We start from the raw sequence: 17,082 nt of genomic DNA on the forward strand, positions 1-17,082 counted from the left end.
AAAGAATCAGAAAGGCGTGTCGCCGACGATCGTGGTGCGGTTGAGGCGCCGGCGCAGGTGGTCGGGCGTGCCGGCTGCCAGGTGCATCAGCGAGCGGTTGTCCCAGAACACCAGGTCGTGCGGCTCCCACTTGTGGCGATACACGAACTCGGGCTTCACGCTGTGCGCGAACAGCTCGGCGAGCAGCGCGTCGCTCTCTGCCTGCGGAAGCCCGACGATGCGCGTCGTGAAGTGCTCGCTGACGAACAGCGCCTTGCGCCCCGTCTCCGGATGCGTGCGCACCACCGGCTGCACGGCAGGCGCGACCTGGTCGATCTGCGCCTGCGAAAGCTTCGGCCGCCACGGGTTCTTCGCGCGCAGTTCCTCGTACTTCGCGAGATAGCTGTGCTCGGCCTTCAGCGGCAGGATGCGCTGCTGCAGCTCGGGGCTCAGCGATTCCCATGCGAGATGCTGGTCGGCGAAGAGCGTGTCGCCGCCTTCGCTGGGAAGCTCCTGCGCGTGCAGCAGCGAACCGAGGCTGGGCTTGGGCTTGTACGAGATGTCGGAGTGCCAGTAGACACCCGCATCGCCGAGGCCGATGGGCTCGCCGTTCTCCTTGATGTTGGAGACGATGAGGATCTCGGGATGGTTCTTGAGCTGGAACTGGTGCAGGACGTGGATCTCGAGCGGGCCGAAGCGGCGGCTGAAGTCGATGTGCTCCTGCGGGGTGATCTGCTGGTTGCGGAAGACCAGGACGTGATGGTCCAGATGGGCCTTGTGGATGCGGGCGAAGTCTTCGGTGCTGATGGGCTTCGAGATGTCGAGGCCGAGGATTTCGGCGCCTACGGGGGCGGAGAAGGGGCGGACTTCGAAGTGCTGCGAGGGGGCGTCTACCTCGCTGGTTAGGGCGGCAGTCATGCCGGGAATGTAGGGGGCGGGGTTGGGATCGCCAACGAACTCTTTGTTGCTAGCTTATGACTATGTTTTTGGCGGGACTGGGGCTTGGGCTGGCTCATTGCGTTGGCGCTTGAGTCTTGGTGAGACTCTGAGTAGTTGCTTGCCACCCCGGGGGGGCCGCCCGGCGGGTTTTTTATCTTGATGAAAAGTTGTTTTGGGTTTGCTTTCCGGGGCCGGGTCTCGGCCCGGCAGCCGACCTACTTTTCTTTGCTTCGCCAAAGAAACGTAGGCAAAAGAAAGGCGACCCTGCTGTCCGCGTCCCTTCGCTTCGCTACGGGCAACCTGCGGTGCTCGACGTAGGAGGGGGTCCGCAGAACTCGCTCCACTGCGTTGCGCTCAGACAGCTGCGGCCCTTGTCCCTCCTACGTCTGCGCTCCTCGGCGCAGCCAGAAGGGAGAGACACGCGCCATCGCTTCGCTCGGCTTTGGGAACGGCCTGGACGGGCCTTCGCTTTGCTCGGCCAGGGATTCGGGCCTCGGATTGATTTCGAGCCTGTGTTCAGGCTCGTTGTCTTGGGTGAGATGCTGATGCGGTCGCGATGCGCAAGACGACTCTCGGTTCCCGGCACCGCTGCGTACCACCAGCAAGCGCCCCTCGAAGCGACACGGAGCGATCCCGCAATTCATTCCAAGCACTGCAGGCGCAAAGCGCCTGCAGTGCTTGGAGGCCGAGCAACGCGATGGCCCGAATCTCTCCCCTCCCCTCTGGCTGCGCCGAGGAGCGCAGCGTTTCGCGGATCAGGGCTCGCCCTTGTCTGAGCGAAGCGAGTTTGGGCGAGACCCCGCGAAACGCGAGCACCGCAGGTTGCCCGTAGCGAAGCGAAGGGTCGCAGACAGTGGGGTCGCCTTTTCTTTGCCTACTTTCTTTTGGCGAAGCAAAAGAAAGTAGGTCGCCCGCCGGGGCGAGTCCCGGCCCCGGAAACCAACCAACCCTCACCGACCAAAAAGCCAAAGAGAGATCAGAGCGTATGACTCCGATCCCCCTCACCAAACCCCATCGCCTCCCAACCCCCCCCCACAGCAAACCCCACCACCTTGAACAACTCCCCCATCTCATGCTCATGAATGAGCCGAGCCGCCATCCCCCGCTCGGCAACAGAGCCCCGCTCCATCAGGGAAAGCAATCCGCAGTTCAGCAGAAACCGCGCCTGGCTCGTATAGCCCAGCACGGCAAGCCCCGCATCCTGCCCAGCCAGCGCAATCCCGGTGAAGTCGACATGCGCCGTGATGTCCTTCAATCCGACGTCCGACAGCGGGTCCCCATCGGCCTTGTGCCCTCGATGGCACATCACGGTCCCCATGTGCCTCTGCGGGTGGTAGTACTCGGCCTCGGGAAAGCCGTAGTCGATGAAGAACGCAGCTCCCTTCTTCAAGCGGTCGGCCAGGGTCGCGACGAAGGCCCTGGCCTGCGGGTGGATCTCGGTGAGGTAGTCATGCTCTCCAGGCACATCGACCGGCGGCCGAAGTTCGGTCTCGCGGTCGGCCCAGGCCCATCCATCGTCGGTGGCGTTGCGCACCACCCCGCGCTCGAACCACTGCCCGCCGACCCGGGCCAGCAGTTGCACCGGCATCGCATCGAGCACTTCGTTGCCGACCACCACGCCTTCCATCGCCTCGGGCAGCTCGTCGAGCCATTCGACGCGGCCCGCATGTGCGGCGAGCGCCTGCTGCTGCCGCTCGCGCAAGGTGCCCGACAGGTCGACGATGCGATAGCGCACGTCGCCACGTCCCATGCCGTCGAGCGCATGCAGCAACTGCACGGCCAGCGCACCGGAGCCGGCGCCGAATTCCCACACGGTGTCGGTGCCTGTCTTTTCCAGCGCCTCAGCCACCTGCGCGGCCAGGGCGTGGCCGAACATGGGCGTGAGTTCGGGCGCGGTCACGAAGTCGCTGCCTGAAGAGGGCATGTGGCCGAACTTGGCCAGCGTGTTGGCGTAGTAGCCGAGGCCGGGCGCATAGAGCGCGAGGGCCATGAAGCGGTCGAAGCCGATCCAGCCGCCCGCGCGTTCGATGGAACGCGCGATGAGGTGGTCGAGGGCGGTAGGTAAACTGCTGGGGGTCGTCTTTGTCGTCACAGCGCCATTCTCCCTCTCCCCGCATGAGCCCCGCCTCCCCAGCATCCAACTCCCCCCGCACGGTACTCGTCACGGGCGCGGGCCGCCGGCTCGGCCGCGAGATCGCGCTCGCGCTCGCCGCGGGCGGATGGCAGGTGGCGGTGCACTACCGGAACTCGCGCGCCGAAGCCGAGCAGACGGTCGCCGACTGCGCCGCGCTCTCGGGCGACTCGGCCCTGTTCGCAGCCGACCTCGACGACGAGCAGGCCACCCGCGCCCTGCTGCCCCGCGTGGTGGCGCGCTTTCGCAGCGTCGATGCCGTGGTGCACAGCGCCGCCCTCTTCGAGCACGACGAGGCTTCCACCTTCGGCTATGCGCTCATGGAGCGCCACGCGCGCAGCAACACCGGCGCGGCCATCCTGCTGGCGAATGCGCTGCACGAGCACCTGGCCGCGCGCGATGCCCACGGCGCCGTCGTGCACCTGCTCGACCAGAAGCTCTGGAACCCGAACCCCGACTTCCTGAGCTACACGCTGTCGAAGGCGGCCCTCGAAGCGGCGACGCCGCTGCTGGCGCTGGCCCTCGCGCCAAGGGTGCGCGTGGTGGGCGTGGCGCCCGGCCTCACGCTGGCGAGCCACATGCTCGACGACCACAAGTTCGCGCAACTGCACAAGCTCTCGCCGCTGGGCCGCTCCTCCACGCCCGGGGACGTGGCCGCCACGGTGAAGTTCGCGCTGGAGAACCGCTCCATCACCGGCACCACGCTGCTGGTGGACGGCGGCCAGCACCTGATGAAATTCGAGCGCGATTTCTCGCTCATGTGAGCCCATCCACCATGTCCACTCCCTCGCACGGCCACCAGACACTCACACTCCAGGGCCTGCGCTTCGACGCCAACCTGGGCATCCTCGAGCAGGAGAAGACGGCGCCCCAGCCGATCCTGGTCGACGCCGAACTCAATCTCGGCCCCCAGCCGCTGCTGCCGCAGGACGACGACATCTTCCACGTGCTCGACTACCGCAAGGTGCGCCGCATCATCATCGACGAGTGCACCGCCGAGCACGTCAACCTGCTGGAGAGCCTGATCGGCAAGCTGGCGCAGCGGCTGCTGCAGCTGCCCGGCGTGCTGGGCGTGCGCGTGAAGATCGCCAAGCTCGAGATCTTCGACGACTGCGAGGTGGCGATCCGCATGGAAGCCGGCCAGTGGTGAGCTAGCCGGACGTCCTGCATTTCAGGCGGCCGAGCCGCAGGCAACGGCTGCCTTCTTCTTCGAGGCGGCAGGCCACATGCGCACCGCCAGCGCCCCGAGCGCCGACACCGAGGCCATCGCCGCCACGCCCGGCCATCCCCACTGCGCCAGCACCAGGGCACCCAGCGCCGAGCCCGTGGCCATGCCGACGAACACACCCGTGAAGAACACCGCGTTGAGCCGGCTGCGTGCACCGGGGTCGATGCCGTAGACCACCGTCTGGTGCGCGATCAGCGCGGCCTGCAGCCCGAAGTCGAAGCCGATGGCGGCGACCACGATCAGCCCCAGCCGCGCGGCGGGCGTCGCCAGCAGCGGTGCGAACAGCATCGCGGCGAACGACACGGCGACCAGCACGGCGCCCATGCGGATCACCAGCTCGGGACCGCGGCGGTCGGCAAGGCGCCCGGCGATGGGCGCAGCCAGCGCGCCCGCAGCACCGGCCAGGCCGAAGGCACCGGCCGCCGCACTGCCCAGGTGGAACGGCGCGCCATGCAGCATCACGGCCAGCGTCGACCAGAAGGCGCTGAAGCCCACCGACAGCAGGGCCTGCGCGAAGGTCGCGCGGCGCAGCGCGCCATGGCGCTTCCACAGGCCGGCCAGCGAACCCAGCAGCGCGCCGTAGCCCAGGTGCGTGGTCGGGCGCAGGCGCGGAAGGCCGCGCGCCGCGGCGGCGCCGATGAACGCGATGCTCACGGCCGCGACGACGAACATCGTGCGCCAGCCGAAGTGCTCGGCCACGAAGCCGGCGAGCACGCGTGACAGCAGGATGCCCAGCAGCAGCCCGGTCATCACCGTGCCGACGATGCGGCCGCGATGCGCCTCGGGCGCCAGTGTGGCGGCGGCCGGCACCACGTCCTGGGCCAGCGTGGCAGAGAGCCCGATGACGAGGCTCGCCGCCAGCAGCGGCGCGACCGAGGGCGAGAAGGCCGCGCCCAGCAGTGCGAGCACCAGCACCGAGGCCTTGGCGAGGATGATGCGGCGCCGGTCGAAGCGGTCGCCCAGCGGCGCGAGCAGCAGGATGCCCAGCGCATAGCCCAGTTGCGTGAGCGTGGGCACGAAGCCCACGGAGCGGGCGGAGGCGCCGATGTCGGGGCCGAGCACGCCCAGCATGGGCTGGCTGTAGTAGAGCGCCGCGACGCCGAAGCCGGCGCTGGCAGCCAGCAGCAGGATCAGCGATCCCGGCAGCTTTTCATGCGCTTTTTGAATGGAAGACATGGTGTAAACCCTTGGTTTCGAGAAGCAAGGGCTGGAGTTTGCGGGCCATCCTCCTCTGAAGGTAGCCCTGGGGGCCGAACAATTGATATACGCTCGACGCATGACCACGCTTCTGCCTCCCCCGCCTCCGGCCGACCGCATCGAGCTGATGCAGACCTTCGTGCGCATCGTCGAGGCCGGCAGCCTGTCGGCCGCCGCGGCCCAGATGGGCACCACCCAGCCCACCGTGAGCCGCCGCCTGCAGGCGCTCGAACGCTCGCTGGGCGTGCGGCTGCTGCAGCGATCCACCCATGCGATGAAGCTCACGGAAGACGGCGAGCGCTGCTTCGAGCGCGCCAAGGAGCTGATCCTGAGCTGGGGCGCCTTCGAGGCCGAGCTGCGCGGCGTGGGCGACCAGCCCGAGGGGCGGCTGCGCGTGGTGGTGCCGCATGCCTTCGGGCAGCAGCTGCTGGTCGGGCCCCTGGCCTCCTATCTGAAGCGCCATCCGCAGGTGACGGTCGAATGGCTGCTGCACGACAGCCCGCACGACGACACGCCCGATTTCATCGCCGAGGGCGTCGACTGCGCGATCCGCGTGGGCGAGGTGACGGACCCCAATGCCGTGGCGATCCGCCTCTTCGACGTTCCTCGCATCGCGGTCGGGGCGCCGTCGCTCTTCGGGGCCGGCACGCCGGTGCCGGCGCATCCCGGCGAGCTCGAAGCCCTGCCCTGGCTGGCGGCGCGCAATTTCTACCGGACCGAGGTGGTGTTCACGCACGAGGGCACGGGCGAGGTGTACCGGGTGCCGATACGCCCTCGCATGATCACCGACAGCCTCTACGCCCTGCGCAGTGCGGCCGTGCTGGGCGCGGGCGTCGGCGTGTCGTCGGCCTGGATGCTGACCGAGGAGCTGGAGGCGGGCCGGCTGGTGCACCTGGCGCCCCGGTGGCGCGGTGTGCCGGCGCCGGTGTACATCGTGTATCCGTATGCGCGCTTCTATCCAGCGAGGCTGCGGCTCTTCGTGGAGGCGATGCGGCAGGCCTTTCCGGAAAGCCCGATCCCCGCGGCGGGAGCCCCGGGAAATGGGCCGGATGACAGGCGAGATGGCGGGTGACATGGCAGGTGAAGTGGGGATCGGGGACAATCACACCCTTCCCCCGACTCCCCGAAGCAGCCTGCCCATGAACGCCGTCTGGATCGACGAGGCGCCCGCCACCGCCGACGCCACCGCCTCCTCTCCCGCCAATTCCATGAAGATCGAGCGCGAGACGCACAAGCTCGAGAAGCGCCTGTGCCGCCAGGTCGGGCAGGCGATCGTCGACTACAACATGATCGAGGAGGGCGACAAGGTCATGGTGTGCGTCTCGGGCGGCAAGGACAGCTACGCGCTGCTCGACATCCTGCTCAAGCTGAAGGCGCGCGCGCCCATCCACTTCGACATCGTCGCGGTCAACCTCGACCAGAAGCAGCCCGGCTTTCCCGAGGAGGTGCTGCCCAGGTACCTGAGCGAGCTGGGCGTGGACTTCCACATCGAGAACCAGGACACCTACAGCATCGTCAAGCGCGTGATCCCCGAGGGGAAGACCACCTGCGGCCTGTGCAGCCGGCTGCGCCGGGGCATCCTCTACCGCGTGGCCGACGAGCTGGGCGCCACCAAGGTCGCGCTGGGCCACCACCGCGACGACATGCTGCAGACCTTCTTCCTCAACATGTTCTTCGCCGGCAAGCTCAAGAGCATGCCGCCCAAGCTGGTGAGCGACGACGGCAGGCACGTGGTGATCCGCCCGCTGGCCTACGTGTCCGAGAAGGACACCATCCGCTGGGCCCAGCACCGCGAATTCCCGATCATTCCGTGCACGCTGTGCGGCAGCCAGGAGAACCTGCAGCGCAAGCAGGTGGGCGAAATGCTGCGCGAGTGGGACAAGAAATATCCCGGTCGCGTGGAGAACATGTTCACCGCGCTGCAGAACGTGGTGCCTTCGCACCTGCTCGACGGAACGCAGCACGACTTCAAGGGTCTGAAGGCGACCGGCGTGGCGGACGACGAGGGCGACAAGGCCTTCGATCCGCCTTCCTTCGATCTGCTCTCCCAGGCACCTGCCGCCCTGCGCATCGTCCAGGGCTGAACGGGCAACCCAGGGGAATTTGGGGCACCCGGTGCCCGGAGACCCTCATGAAATCTGCGTTCTCGGCTCTTCTTCTCGCCGCAAGCCTGACGGGCTGCGCCACCTCCTGGGTGGTCGACAGCGACGTGAAGAGCTTCGCCTCCCCCGGCGCCATCGCGCCCGGCGCCACCTACCGCTTCGACCGCCTGCCCTCGCAGCAGGCCGACGGCGCGCGGCAGGAATCGCTCGAAGCCATGGCCGGCGCGGCGCTCGACCAAGTCGGTCTGCGCCGCGACGACGCCAAGGCCCAGTACACCGCACAGATCGGCGCGCGCGTGACGGCCGGCCTCTCGCCCTGGGCCGATCCATGGCTCTACAACGGCCCCTGGGGCTACGGCTGGGGAGGCTATGGCTACTACGGCCGGCGCTGGTACGGCGGCGGCTGGTATGGCGGCCCGGCGTTCGCGCCGCCTGCCAATCCCTGGTACGAGCGCGAGGTGAGCATCGTGCTGCGCGAGGCCGGCACCAACCGCGTGGTCTACGAGACCCGCGCCCGCAACGACGGCCCCTACACCTCCAGCGCTGCGATCCTGCCGGTGATGTTCCAGGCGGCGCTGCAGGGCTTCCCGAACCCGCCGCAGGGCGAACGCCGGGTCAACATCGAACTGCCGACGGCCCAGCAGGCCAGGAAATAGCGGCTTCTAGAATTCCCCGGATGGAAGAACCCACCCGCCTGATCGCAGTTCGCCACGGCGAAACCGCCTGGAACGTCGACACCCGCATCCAGGGCCAGCTCGACATCGGGCTCAACGCCACCGGCGTCTGGCAGGCGCAGCGCGCGGGCGCGGCGCTGGCCGACGAGCCCATCGGCGTCGTCTATGCCAGCGACCTCTCGCGCGCCTGGCAGACAGCACAGGCCATCGCCGAGCCCCACGGCCTGGCCGTGCAGCCCGAGCCGCGCCTGCGCGAGCGCGCCTTCGGCAAGTTCGAGGGCATGAGCTTCGCCGAGATCGAGGCCACGCTGCCGGTGGAAGCCAGGCGCTGGCGCGAGCGCGACCCCGAGTTCGAACCCGAGGGCGGCGAGAGCCTCCTGACCTTCCGCGACCGCGTCACGGGCGTGGCGGCCGAACTGGCGGCGCGCCATCCGGGCGAACTGGTGGTGCTGGTGGCGCACGGCGGCGTGATGGACGTGCTCTACCGCGCAGCCACGCGCCAGGAACTGCAGGCGCCGCGCACCTGGCAGCTCGGCAACGCGGCGATCAACCGCATGCTGTGGACGAGCGAGGGGTTCAGCCTCGTCGGGTGGAGCGATACGACGCACCTCACGGACGGTGCTCTCGACGAAACGACCACCTGACGCGGTCGGGATCGGGCTGCTGGCCGCAGATGCCGCAAAGGACGCGAAGGCTTCGCAAAGGCTGCGAAAGAAGACCTGAAAGGGTTTCCCGGTTTCTTTCGCGACTTTTGCGCAGCTTCTGTCTTCCTGTCTTACCTGTGTGTTCGGCTGCGGCTCCCGCCTTCAGGCGTGCGAGTGCTGCGAGTGGGCCACCTCGGCCTGCGCCTCACCCGGCAGGTCGACCATCGGACCGGTGCCGCTGTAGCGGTCGAGGGCGAGGTAGATCGCCGGCGTGATGTACAGCGTGATCACCTGCGAGAAGATCAGGCCGCCCACCACCGCCACACCCAGGGGCTGGCGCAGTTCGGCGCCGGCGCCCAGGCCCAGGGCCAGGGGCAGCGCGCCCATGAGCGCGGCCAGCGTGGTCATCAGGATGGGGCGGAAGCGCAGGCGGCAGGCTTCGCGGATCGCGTCGACCGGCTTCATGCCCTCGGTTCGCTGAGCCTCGAGCGCGAAGTCGATCATCATGATCGCGTTCTTCTTCACGATGCCGATCAGCAGCAGGATGCCGATGGTGGCGATCAGTGTGAGGTCGAAGCCGAAGATCTTCAGCGAGATCAGCGCGCCCACTGCGGCCGAAGGCAGGCCTGCCAGGATGGTGATGGGATGGATGTAGCTCTCGTAGAGCACGCCCAGCAGCACGTAGATGACCAGCACCGCCAGCACCAGCAGCACGGCCTGGCTCGACTGCGAGCTCTGGAACACCGCCGCATCGCCGCCGTAGGTGGTGATGATCGACGCGGGCATCTTCAGCTCTTCCTTGAAGCGGTCGATCTTCGCGGTCGCGTTGCCCAGCGGCACGTCGGGCGCGAGGTTGAACGACACCGTCACCGCCTGCAGCTGGCCCTGGTGGTTCACCGCGGTGGGTCCCACGGTGCGCTTGACGGTCGAGAAGGCCGACAGCGGCACCAGCTTGCCGGTGGTGCTGCGCACCGACAGGCGCGAGACGTCTTCCTCGAACTGGCGGTCGTTGTCGGCGGCCGAGAGGATCACCTGGTAGGTGTTGCTCGGGCCGTAGATGCTGCCGATCTGGCGGTCGCCGTAGGCGTTGTAGAGCGCGGTGCGCAGGTCGCCCACGGCCACGCCGAGCACGCCGGCCTTGTCGCGGTCGATGTCGAGTGTGGCCTGCAGGCCGCGGTTCTGCGAGTCGCTGGTGACATCGCGGAAGTCGGGGTCTGCGCGCATGCGCTCCATGAGCCGCGTAGCCCACGGCACCATCTCGCCCGCGTTCACGCTCTGCAGCGTGTACTGGAAGCGCGCCTTGCTCTGGCGCCCGCCCAGGCGCAGGTTCTGCACCGGCTGCATGTAGACGGCGATGCCCGGGATCTCGCGGAAGCGCTGGCGCAGCGACTCGAGCACCTTCGACATCTGCGGGCGCTCGCTGCGCGGCTTGAGCACCGCGAAGAGGCGGCCCGAGTTTTGCGTGGCGGTGGGCCCGCCCACGCCGACGAAGGAGCTCACGTAGTCGACGCTCGGATCGTCCTTGAGCGCGGCGGCCACGCGGTCCTGCAGCGCCTTCATGGCGACGAAGGAGATGTCTTCGGCGGCCTCGGTGGTGATCTGGATCTGGCCGATGTCCTCCTCGGGGAAGAAGCCCTTGGGGATGGTCGCGAACAGCCAGCCGGTGACGACGAAGGTCAGCGCCGCCATCAGCAGCATCACCTTGCGGTGCCCCAGCGTCCAGTCGAGGGTGCTCATGTAGGTCGCATGCACCTTGCGATAGCCGCGCTCGAAGGCGCGGCCGATGGCGGTGCCGGGCTCGGGATGCTCTTCCTCGTGGTCGAGCGCGCCTTCCTTGCGCGGCACCTGCTTGAGCAGGCGGCTCGCGAGCATCGGCACCAGCGTGAGCGACACCACCGCCGACACCAGCACCGCCAGCGCCACCACCACCGCGAACTCGTGGAACAGCAGGCCGATCACCCCCGGCATGAAGAAGATCGGGATGAAAACCGCCACCAGCGAGATCGAGATCGACACGATGGTGAAACCCACCTCTCGCGCGCCGCGCAGCGCCGCGGCGAACGGGTCCATGCCCTTCTCGACGTAGCGCATGATGTTCTCCAGCACCACGATCGCGTCGTCCACCACCAGGCCCACCGCGAGCGTGATGCCCAGCAGCGAGATGTTGTCCAGGCTGTAGCCGAAGGCATAGAGCAGCGCCACCGCGCCGATCAGCGAAATGGGGATGGTCGCGGCCGGGATCAGCGTGGCCACCAGCCGGTGCAGGAACAGGAAGATCACCAGCACCACCAGCGCGATGGTGCCCAGCAGCGTGAGCTGCACGTCGTGCACCGCCTCGCGGATGGAGATGGAGCGGTCGTTCACCATCTGGATCTCGACCGACTGCGGCAACTCCGCCTTGAAGCGCGGGATCAGCGCGCGCACCGCATCCACCACCTGCACGGTGTTGGCGTTGGGCTGGCGCTGCACGGCCAGCGAGATGGAATCCTGTCCGTTGAAGCTGCTGGCGGTCTTCACCGATTCGAAGCTGTCCTCGATGGTCGCCACCTCGTCAAGGCGAACCGGCGAGCCGTTGCGCTGTCCGACGATCAGCTTGGCGAAATCGGCCGCCTTCATGAGCTGTCGGTTGGCCTGGATGGTGAGCGTCTGGCGCGGGCCGTCGAGCACGCCGACCGGCGTGTTGGCGTTGGCCGTGTTCACCGCCTTGGCCAGCTCGTCGAGCGTGATGTTGCGCGCGTTGAGCAGGTCGGCGTTGGCCTTGATGCGCACCGCGAAGGCCTTGCGGCCGTACACGCCCACCTGCGCCACGCCGTCGATGGTCGAGAGCGTGGGCGAGATGAGGTTTTCGGCGTAGTCGTTGAGCTCCGACGGGTTCATCGACGGCGAGATCAGCGCGATGAAGAGCACCGGCGCGTCGGCCGGGTTCACCTTGCGGTACGAGGGCAGCTGCGTCAGCTCCTGCGGCAGCTGGCGCTGGGCGCGCAGCAGCGCTGCCTGCACGTCGACGGCGGCGGCGTCGATGTCGCGGCTGCTGACGAATTCGAGCGTGAGCGAGGTCACGCCCTGCGTGTTCACCGAGCTGATGGTCTGCAGGCCCGGGATGGTCGAGAACTGCTTTTCCAGCGGCAGCGCCACCGAAGACGCCATGGTGTCGGGGCTCGCCCCCGGCAGCTGAGCGTTGACGTTGATGACCGGCGTGTTGTAGCTGGGCAGCGCGGCGACGGGGATGCTGAAGTACGCGAAGATGCCGATGACCACCACGGCGGCGGACAGCAGCACCGTCATCGCCGGACGGCGGATGCAGAGTTCCGAGATGTTCATCGGTCGACCTCCGCGCTTCGCGCTGCGGTATTCGCCTTCGGAGCGGCCCGGCGGCTCATGCGCGTTCCCGGCGCGGCGGCTTGGCGTCGGTGCCGTCGGATGACGCCGCGCTGCCGGGCGTGACGCCCGTGGTGCCGTTGGAAGGCGAGCCCGGCGCACCCGGAGCGGCAGCCGGTGCCTTCTCGTCCACGCGCACCTTGCCGCCCGGGCGCACGTTCTGGCTGCCCTCGATCACCACCTGCTCGCCGGGCTCGACGCCGCTCACGGCCACCTGCGTGCCGAAGGTGTGCAGCGCCTTCACCTTGCGGCGCGTGGCGGTCTTGGCCTCGTCCACCACGTAGAGCGAGGCGCCGTCGGACAGCATCATCAGCGCCGCCGCCGGCACCACCGTGGCGCCGCCGAGCGTGCGCACCGTGATGCGCGTGGCCACGAACTGCCCGGGCCACAGGCTCTGGTCGGGGTTGCCGAACACGGCCTTGGCGCGCACGGTGCCGATGGTCGGATCGACGGTGTTGTCGACGAAGTCGAGCGTGCCCGTCAGCGGCTCCCTGCGGCCGGGGACGACGGCCTCGACCTTCGAGCGCGAGCGCGCGGCCTCCAGCAGGTCCTGCAGGTTGGCCTCGGGCACGGGGAAGCTCACGGCGATCGGGTCGAGCTGCGTGACGGTCACCAGCGACAGCGTCGGCTGCACCAGCGTTCCCGGGTAGATGTTGACCGCGCCGATGCGCCCCGCGATGGGCGCGCGCAGCGTGGCATAGCCCAGCGCCACCTGCGCCGACTGCACGGCTGCGCGGTCGGCCGCCACGGCGGCGCGCTGCGCCTCGAGCTGCGAGAGCGTGGCGTCGGCCGCGCTCTTGGCGATGAAGTTCTGGGCCACCAGCTCCTGGCTGCGCCTGTACTGGCGCTCGAGGTCGGCCAGCGTGGCCTCGTCCTTCTGCTGCTGCGCCTTCGCGCGCGCGAGGTTGGCCTGGTCGTTGCGGTCGTCGAGCGAGAAGAGCAGCTGGCCCGCCTTGACGAACTGGCCCTCCTTCACGTGCACCGCGCTCACCGTGTTGGTCACCTGCGGGCGCAGGTCGACGCTGTTGAGGGAGACCACGCTGCCATTGACCTGCACGGTCACGGGCACGTCCTGCTTCTTCGCCGTGGCCAGCGTCACCAGCGCGGGCGCGCCGCCCGCCGGGGCGCCGCCCTTGGCGCCCGGCGCCTTGGCCGTCTGGGCGGCGGACTTGTCCCCCGACATGCTCCACCACCCGAGCGCGACGGCTACGATCAACACGCCCCCGAGGGCGACGGCGACATTTTTCTTCATGGGTTCTTGTGCACTTTGGGCTGACATGGCTATTGGATCAGCGGCCGACTCCTGGCGATCACGGGTCCCGTAAAGAAATGTAAAGCAGGTCAACCGAAAGTCGCACTACTCGCTGCGGCCGGCACGGGCGGACAGGGGCCCATCGCTAAAATCGCCGGTCCACAGCCTCTGGATGAACCCCATGAACCGCTGCAAGAAAAACCCCACGAATGCTCTCACTTCCATAGCGCTTTGCACAGCAGCCATTGCTGCCGCAGGCCTTTTCCCGCTGGCCGCCAGCGCGCAGGACGAAGTCCCCCGCCCCCAGACCCAGAACGAGTCGATCGTGGGCGGCCGCGTCTTCCCTGTCGGCACCCTGCGCGGCAAGTTCATGGTGACCAACGCACCCGACGTCGAGCTCGACGGCAAGCCCGACCGCCTGGGCGCCGGCGCGCGCATCCGCAGCGACCAGAACATGCTGGTCATGCCCGGGGCCATCATCGGCCAGAAGTACCTCGTCAACTACACGCGCGACGCCGCCGGGCTGCTGCGCGAGGTGTGGATCCTCACGCCGACCGAAGCCACCGCCAGCCGCGAATCGCTGAACAAGCCGTTCCTGAACGTCTGGCCGTTCACCTCGAACGACACCCTCAACACGCAGTAAGCAAGCAAGAAGACGGCCGGCGCGGCAGGTTGCCGCGCGCCCGGCCGCCGTGCCCCCGCCTAAGGCAGGGGCCGCGAGAGAGAGCTCCCCATGAAAAAAGTATTCATCAAGACCTTCGGCTGCCAGATGAACGAGTACGACTCGGACAAGATGGCCGACGTGCTCAACGCCGCACAAGGCTACGAGCCCACCCAGAACGTGGACGAGGCCGACCTCATCCTGTTCAACACCTGCTCGGTGCGCGAGAAGGCGCAGGAGAAGGTGTTCTCCGACCTCGGCCGCGTGAAGCACCTGAAGGCCAAGGGCGTGAAGATCGGCGTAGGCGGCTGCGTGGCCAGCCAGGAGGGGGAAGCCATCATCGCGCGCGCGCCCTATGTCGACATCGTGTTCGGCCCGCAGACCCTGCACCGCCTGCCCGAGATGCTGAGCGACCGCGAGCGCCTGGACCGCCCGCAGGTGGACATCAGCTTCCCCGAGATCGAGAAGTTCGACCACCTGCCGCCCGCGCGCGTCGAAGGCGCGACCGCCTTCGTGTCGATCATGGAAGGCTGCTCCAAGTACTGCAGCTACTGCGTGGTGCCCTACACCCGCGGCGAGGAAGTGAACCGTCCGCTCGACGACGTGCTGGTCGAGATCGCCGGCCTGGCCGACCAGGGCGTGCGCGAGATCACGCTGCTGGGCCAGAACGTGAATGCCTACCGCGGCAGGATGGGCGACACCGCCGAGATCGCCGACTTCGCGCTGCTCATCGAATACGTCGCCGAGATTCCCGGCATCGAGCGCATCCGCTACACCACCAGCCATCCGAACGAGTTCACGCCGCGCCTGATCGAGGCCTATGCGAAGGTGCCGCAGCTCGTGAGCCACCTGCACCTGCCGGTGCAGCACGGCAGCGACCGCATCCTGATGGCGATGAAGCGCGGCTACACCGCCATGGAATACAAGAGCACGGTGCGCAAGCTGCGCGCCATCCGCCCCGAGCTGGCCCTGAGCAGCGACTTCATCGTCGGCTTCCCCGGCGAGACCGAGGACGACTTCAACAGGATGATGAAGCTGATCGACGACTGCCAGTTCGACGCCAGCTTCAGCTTCATCTTCAGTCCGCGCCCCGGCACGCCGGCGGCCGCGCTGCACGACAACACCCCGCACGAGGTGAAGCTCGCACGCCTGCAGAAGCTGCAGGGCGTGATCGACGCCAACGTGAAGCGCTTCGGCCAGGCGCTTGTCGGCACCACGCAGCGCGTGCTGGTGGAAGGCGCCTCGCGCAAGGACGCAACCGAGCTCATGGGCCGCACCGCCTGCAACCGCGTCGTCAACTTCGAGGGCGATGCGCGGCTGGTGGGCCAGATGGCCGACCTGCGCATCACCCGCTCGCTGGCCTACACGCTGCGCGGCGAGGTCGTCACCAACGAATCGCCGATGGCGCTCGCCCAGCACTGATGGCGAAGCGTCCATCCATGCGGGGCTCGTTCCAGCAGCTCCTGCTCTTCGCCTTCCTGCTGATCACCGCCCTGCTGGTGGGCGTGGCGATTCGCTCGGTGCTGCAGTACGACGCGCTCATGACCCAGAGCCGCGACGCGGCCGCGCGCGCGCTGCGCCTGTCGGGCGCCTCGCAGTCGCTGGCCGAGCGCAGCGCGGCGATGGAGCGCGCCGGGCGCCAGTCGCTGGTGCTGAACGACGCGGTGCTGCGCCGCCGCTTCGACGACGCCGCGCGCGAGGCGCACCAGGTACTCGAGCGCCTGGAGAAGAACGGCCTGCCGCCCGCCGGCATCGAGATGTGGCGCACCCAGCTCGGCGTGATCGAGGGCCTGATGAGCGGCAGCGCCGACAGCGCCCTGGCCCGCGAGAGCACGATGGCGATGCAGTTCCGCGAGCTCGACGCGCTCAACACCAACATCGCGCAGCAGGCGCAGTTCCTCATCGAGACGCAGAACGACGCGCTGGCCAGGCGCATCGAGAACGCGCGCCGCCGGCTGATGCGCGAGGTGGTGGCCGCGAGCGTGCTCGCGGTCTCGCTGGCGCTGGCATTCGGCATCTGGCTGGCGCGGCCGTTCAAGCGGCTGGAGCACGCCATCGTCGGACTCGGCCAGAACCGGCTCGACGAGCCAATCGACATCCGCGGCCCGGCCGACGTGCGTCGCGTGTCGCAGCAGCTCGAATGGCTGCGCCTGCGCCTGACCGAGCTCGACGCCGACAAGGCCCGCTTCCTGCGCCACGTGTCGCATGAGCTGAAGACGCCGCTGGCCGCGCTGCGCGAGGGCGTGTCGCTGCTGGAAGACGGCGTGACCGGGCCGCTGAACCCGGCGCAGCTGGAGGTGGCACAGATCCTCAACCAGAACACCGTGGCGCTGCAGGGCCAGATCGAGGCGCTGCTGCGCTTCAACGCCGCCGCCTTCGAAGCACGCGAACTGCGCCGCGAACGCACCGAGCTGCTGCCGCTGATCGAGGAGCAGATCGAGGGCCAGCGCCTGCAGTGGCAGTCGCACGGCCTGCGGGTGCGCGCCGAGGGTGAAGCGGTCACCGTCACGGTCGACCGCGCCAAGCTGGGCACCGCCATCGCCAACCTGTTGAGCAACGCCATCCGCTTTTCGGTAACGGGAGGTGTCATCACGCTGACCGTGTCGCAGACACCGGAAGCGGTGCACATCGACGTGAACGACGCCGGGCCGGGCATCGCAGAGGGGGACCGCGACCGGATCTTCGAGCCTTTCTTCCGCGGCGAGCGCCAGCCCGAACACACCGTGAAGGGCACGGGCATCGGACTTTCCATCGTGCAGGAGTACATTGCAGCCCACGGGGGCCGCATCACACTGCAGCCCGGCGGTCCCGGTGCGCACTTCCGCATCGAGCTGCCGCGCACGGCCTGACCACCCCGGCTTCCCCTCTCCAGAACACACCGTCCGAACGCCTCGCGT

At 68.3% G+C, this 17,082-nt stretch carries 14 protein-coding genes; 9 read left to right on the forward strand and 5 right to left on the reverse strand.

Annotated elements, in window-relative coordinates:
* Positions 1-6: 6 nt before the first annotated feature.
* Together FHY06_RS09560 and FHY06_RS09565 are read right to left on the reverse strand one after the other, a co-directional pair.
* Positions 7-897: a TauD/TfdA dioxygenase family protein gene (locus tag FHY06_RS09560; protein WP_184604651.1), complete on the reverse strand. Its 891-nt coding sequence runs from the start codon at positions 895-897 to the stop codon at positions 7-9.
* Between the two features lie 997 nt (positions 898-1,894).
* Positions 1,895-3,010: a class I SAM-dependent methyltransferase gene (locus tag FHY06_RS09565; protein WP_184604653.1), complete on the reverse strand. Its 1,116-nt coding sequence runs from the start codon at positions 3,008-3,010 to the stop codon at positions 1,895-1,897.
* 23 nt (positions 3,011-3,033) lie between these two features.
* Between FHY06_RS09565 and FHY06_RS09570 the strand changes: the two genes are divergently transcribed.
* Positions 3,034-3,813 (forward strand): SDR family oxidoreductase, encoded by a 780-nt coding sequence (locus FHY06_RS09570; protein WP_184604655.1) that lies wholly within the window; start codon positions 3,034-3,036, stop codon positions 3,811-3,813.
* Between the two features lie 11 nt (positions 3,814-3,824).
* Positions 3,825-4,199, forward strand: coding sequence for a dihydroneopterin aldolase (locus tag FHY06_RS09575; protein ID WP_019656818.1), 375 nt, complete (start codon positions 3,825-3,827; stop codon positions 4,197-4,199).
* A gap of 21 nt (positions 4,200-4,220) precedes the next feature.
* On the opposite strand, the gene FHY06_RS09580 is transcribed toward FHY06_RS09575, so the two are convergent.
* Positions 4,221-5,453: an MFS transporter gene (locus tag FHY06_RS09580; protein ID WP_019656817.1), complete on the reverse strand. Its 1,233-nt coding sequence runs from the start codon at positions 5,451-5,453 to the stop codon at positions 4,221-4,223.
* Positions 5,454-5,553: 100 nt separating this feature from the next.
* Between FHY06_RS09580 and FHY06_RS09585 the strand changes: the two genes are divergently transcribed.
* From FHY06_RS09585 to FHY06_RS09600, 4 genes are all read left to right on the forward strand, one after another.
* Entirely contained in the window at positions 5,554-6,546 is a 993-nt protein-coding gene (locus FHY06_RS09585) for a LysR family transcriptional regulator (protein ID WP_184604657.1), read from the forward strand.
* 67 nt (positions 6,547-6,613) lie between these two features.
* Positions 6,614-7,558, forward strand: coding sequence for a tRNA 2-thiocytidine(32) synthetase TtcA (gene ttcA / locus FHY06_RS09590; protein ID WP_019656815.1), 945 nt, complete (start codon positions 6,614-6,616; stop codon positions 7,556-7,558).
* Between the two features lie 47 nt (positions 7,559-7,605).
* Complete coding sequence (locus FHY06_RS09595; protein WP_019656814.1) at positions 7,606-8,232, forward strand: DUF4136 domain-containing protein; 627 nt, start codon at positions 7,606-7,608, stop codon at positions 8,230-8,232.
* Positions 8,233-8,252: 20 nt separating this feature from the next.
* The gene (locus FHY06_RS09600) at positions 8,253-8,894 is read left to right on the forward strand and encodes a histidine phosphatase family protein (protein WP_019656813.1); all 642 of its coding nucleotides are present in this window, start codon (positions 8,253-8,255) and stop codon (positions 8,892-8,894) included.
* A 162-nt stretch (positions 8,895-9,056) separates the two neighbouring features.
* On the opposite strand, the gene FHY06_RS09605 is transcribed toward FHY06_RS09600, so the two are convergent.
* Positions 9,057-12,215, reverse strand: coding sequence for an efflux RND transporter permease subunit (locus tag FHY06_RS09605; protein ID WP_019656812.1), 3,159 nt, complete (start codon positions 12,213-12,215; stop codon positions 9,057-9,059).
* A 55-nt stretch (positions 12,216-12,270) separates the two neighbouring features.
* Complete coding sequence (locus FHY06_RS09610; protein WP_019656811.1) at positions 12,271-13,455, reverse strand: efflux RND transporter periplasmic adaptor subunit; 1,185 nt, start codon at positions 13,453-13,455, stop codon at positions 12,271-12,273.
* 250 nt (positions 13,456-13,705) lie between these two features.
* Here FHY06_RS09610 and FHY06_RS09615 point away from each other — a divergent pair, with 250 nt between their 5' ends.
* From FHY06_RS09615 to FHY06_RS09625, 3 genes are all read left to right on the forward strand, one after another.
* Complete coding sequence (locus tag FHY06_RS09615) at positions 13,706-14,167, forward strand: hypothetical protein (protein WP_184604660.1); 462 nt, start codon at positions 13,706-13,708, stop codon at positions 14,165-14,167.
* Positions 14,168-14,257: 90 nt separating this feature from the next.
* Positions 14,258-15,607, forward strand: a complete 1,350-nt coding sequence (miaB, locus tag FHY06_RS09620) for a tRNA (N6-isopentenyl adenosine(37)-C2)-methylthiotransferase MiaB (protein WP_184604662.1) — start codon at positions 14,258-14,260, stop codon at positions 15,605-15,607.
* A complete protein-coding gene (locus tag FHY06_RS09625) occupies positions 15,607-17,034 on the forward strand; it encodes a sensor histidine kinase (protein WP_019656808.1) in 1,428 nt (475 codons plus the stop codon). The genes miaB and FHY06_RS09625 overlap by 1 nt, the downstream gene beginning before the upstream one ends.
* Positions 17,035-17,082: the final 48 nt, after the last annotated feature.

Origin of the sequence: Variovorax atrisoli, from assembly GCF_014195185.1 — a bacterium.
In the GTDB taxonomy this organism is placed as follows: domain Bacteria; phylum Pseudomonadota; class Gammaproteobacteria; order Burkholderiales; family Burkholderiaceae_C; genus Variovorax; species Variovorax atrisoli.

Coding starts and splice junctions, on each gene's coding strand:
- FHY06_RS09560 (WP_184604651.1), bottom strand. CDS start 897: ATGACTGCCGCCCTAACCAGCGAGGTAGACGCCCCCTCGCAGCACTTC.
- FHY06_RS09570 (WP_184604655.1), top strand. CDS start 3,034: ATGAGCCCCGCCTCCCCAGCATCCAACTCCCCCCGCACGGTACTCGTC.
- FHY06_RS09575 (WP_019656818.1), top strand. CDS start 3,825: ATGTCCACTCCCTCGCACGGCCACCAGACACTCACACTCCAGGGCCTG.
- FHY06_RS09580 (WP_019656817.1), bottom strand. CDS start 5,453: ATGTCTTCCATTCAAAAAGCGCATGAAAAGCTGCCGGGATCGCTGATC.
- FHY06_RS09585 (WP_184604657.1), top strand. CDS start 5,554: ATGACCACGCTTCTGCCTCCCCCGCCTCCGGCCGACCGCATCGAGCTG.
- ttcA (WP_019656815.1), top strand. CDS start 6,614: ATGAACGCCGTCTGGATCGACGAGGCGCCCGCCACCGCCGACGCCACC.
- FHY06_RS09595 (WP_019656814.1), top strand. CDS start 7,606: ATGAAATCTGCGTTCTCGGCTCTTCTTCTCGCCGCAAGCCTGACGGGC.
- FHY06_RS09600 (WP_019656813.1), top strand. CDS start 8,253: ATGGAAGAACCCACCCGCCTGATCGCAGTTCGCCACGGCGAAACCGCC.
- FHY06_RS09605 (WP_019656812.1), bottom strand. CDS start 12,215: ATGAACATCTCGGAACTCTGCATCCGCCGTCCGGCGATGACGGTGCTG.
- FHY06_RS09610 (WP_019656811.1), bottom strand. CDS start 13,455: ATGTCGGGGGACAAGTCCGCCGCCCAGACGGCCAAGGCGCCGGGCGCC.
- FHY06_RS09615 (WP_184604660.1), top strand. CDS start 13,706: ATGAACCGCTGCAAGAAAAACCCCACGAATGCTCTCACTTCCATAGCG.
- miaB (WP_184604662.1), top strand. CDS start 14,258: ATGAAAAAAGTATTCATCAAGACCTTCGGCTGCCAGATGAACGAGTAC.
- FHY06_RS09625 (WP_019656808.1), top strand. CDS start 15,607: ATGGCGAAGCGTCCATCCATGCGGGGCTCGTTCCAGCAGCTCCTGCTC.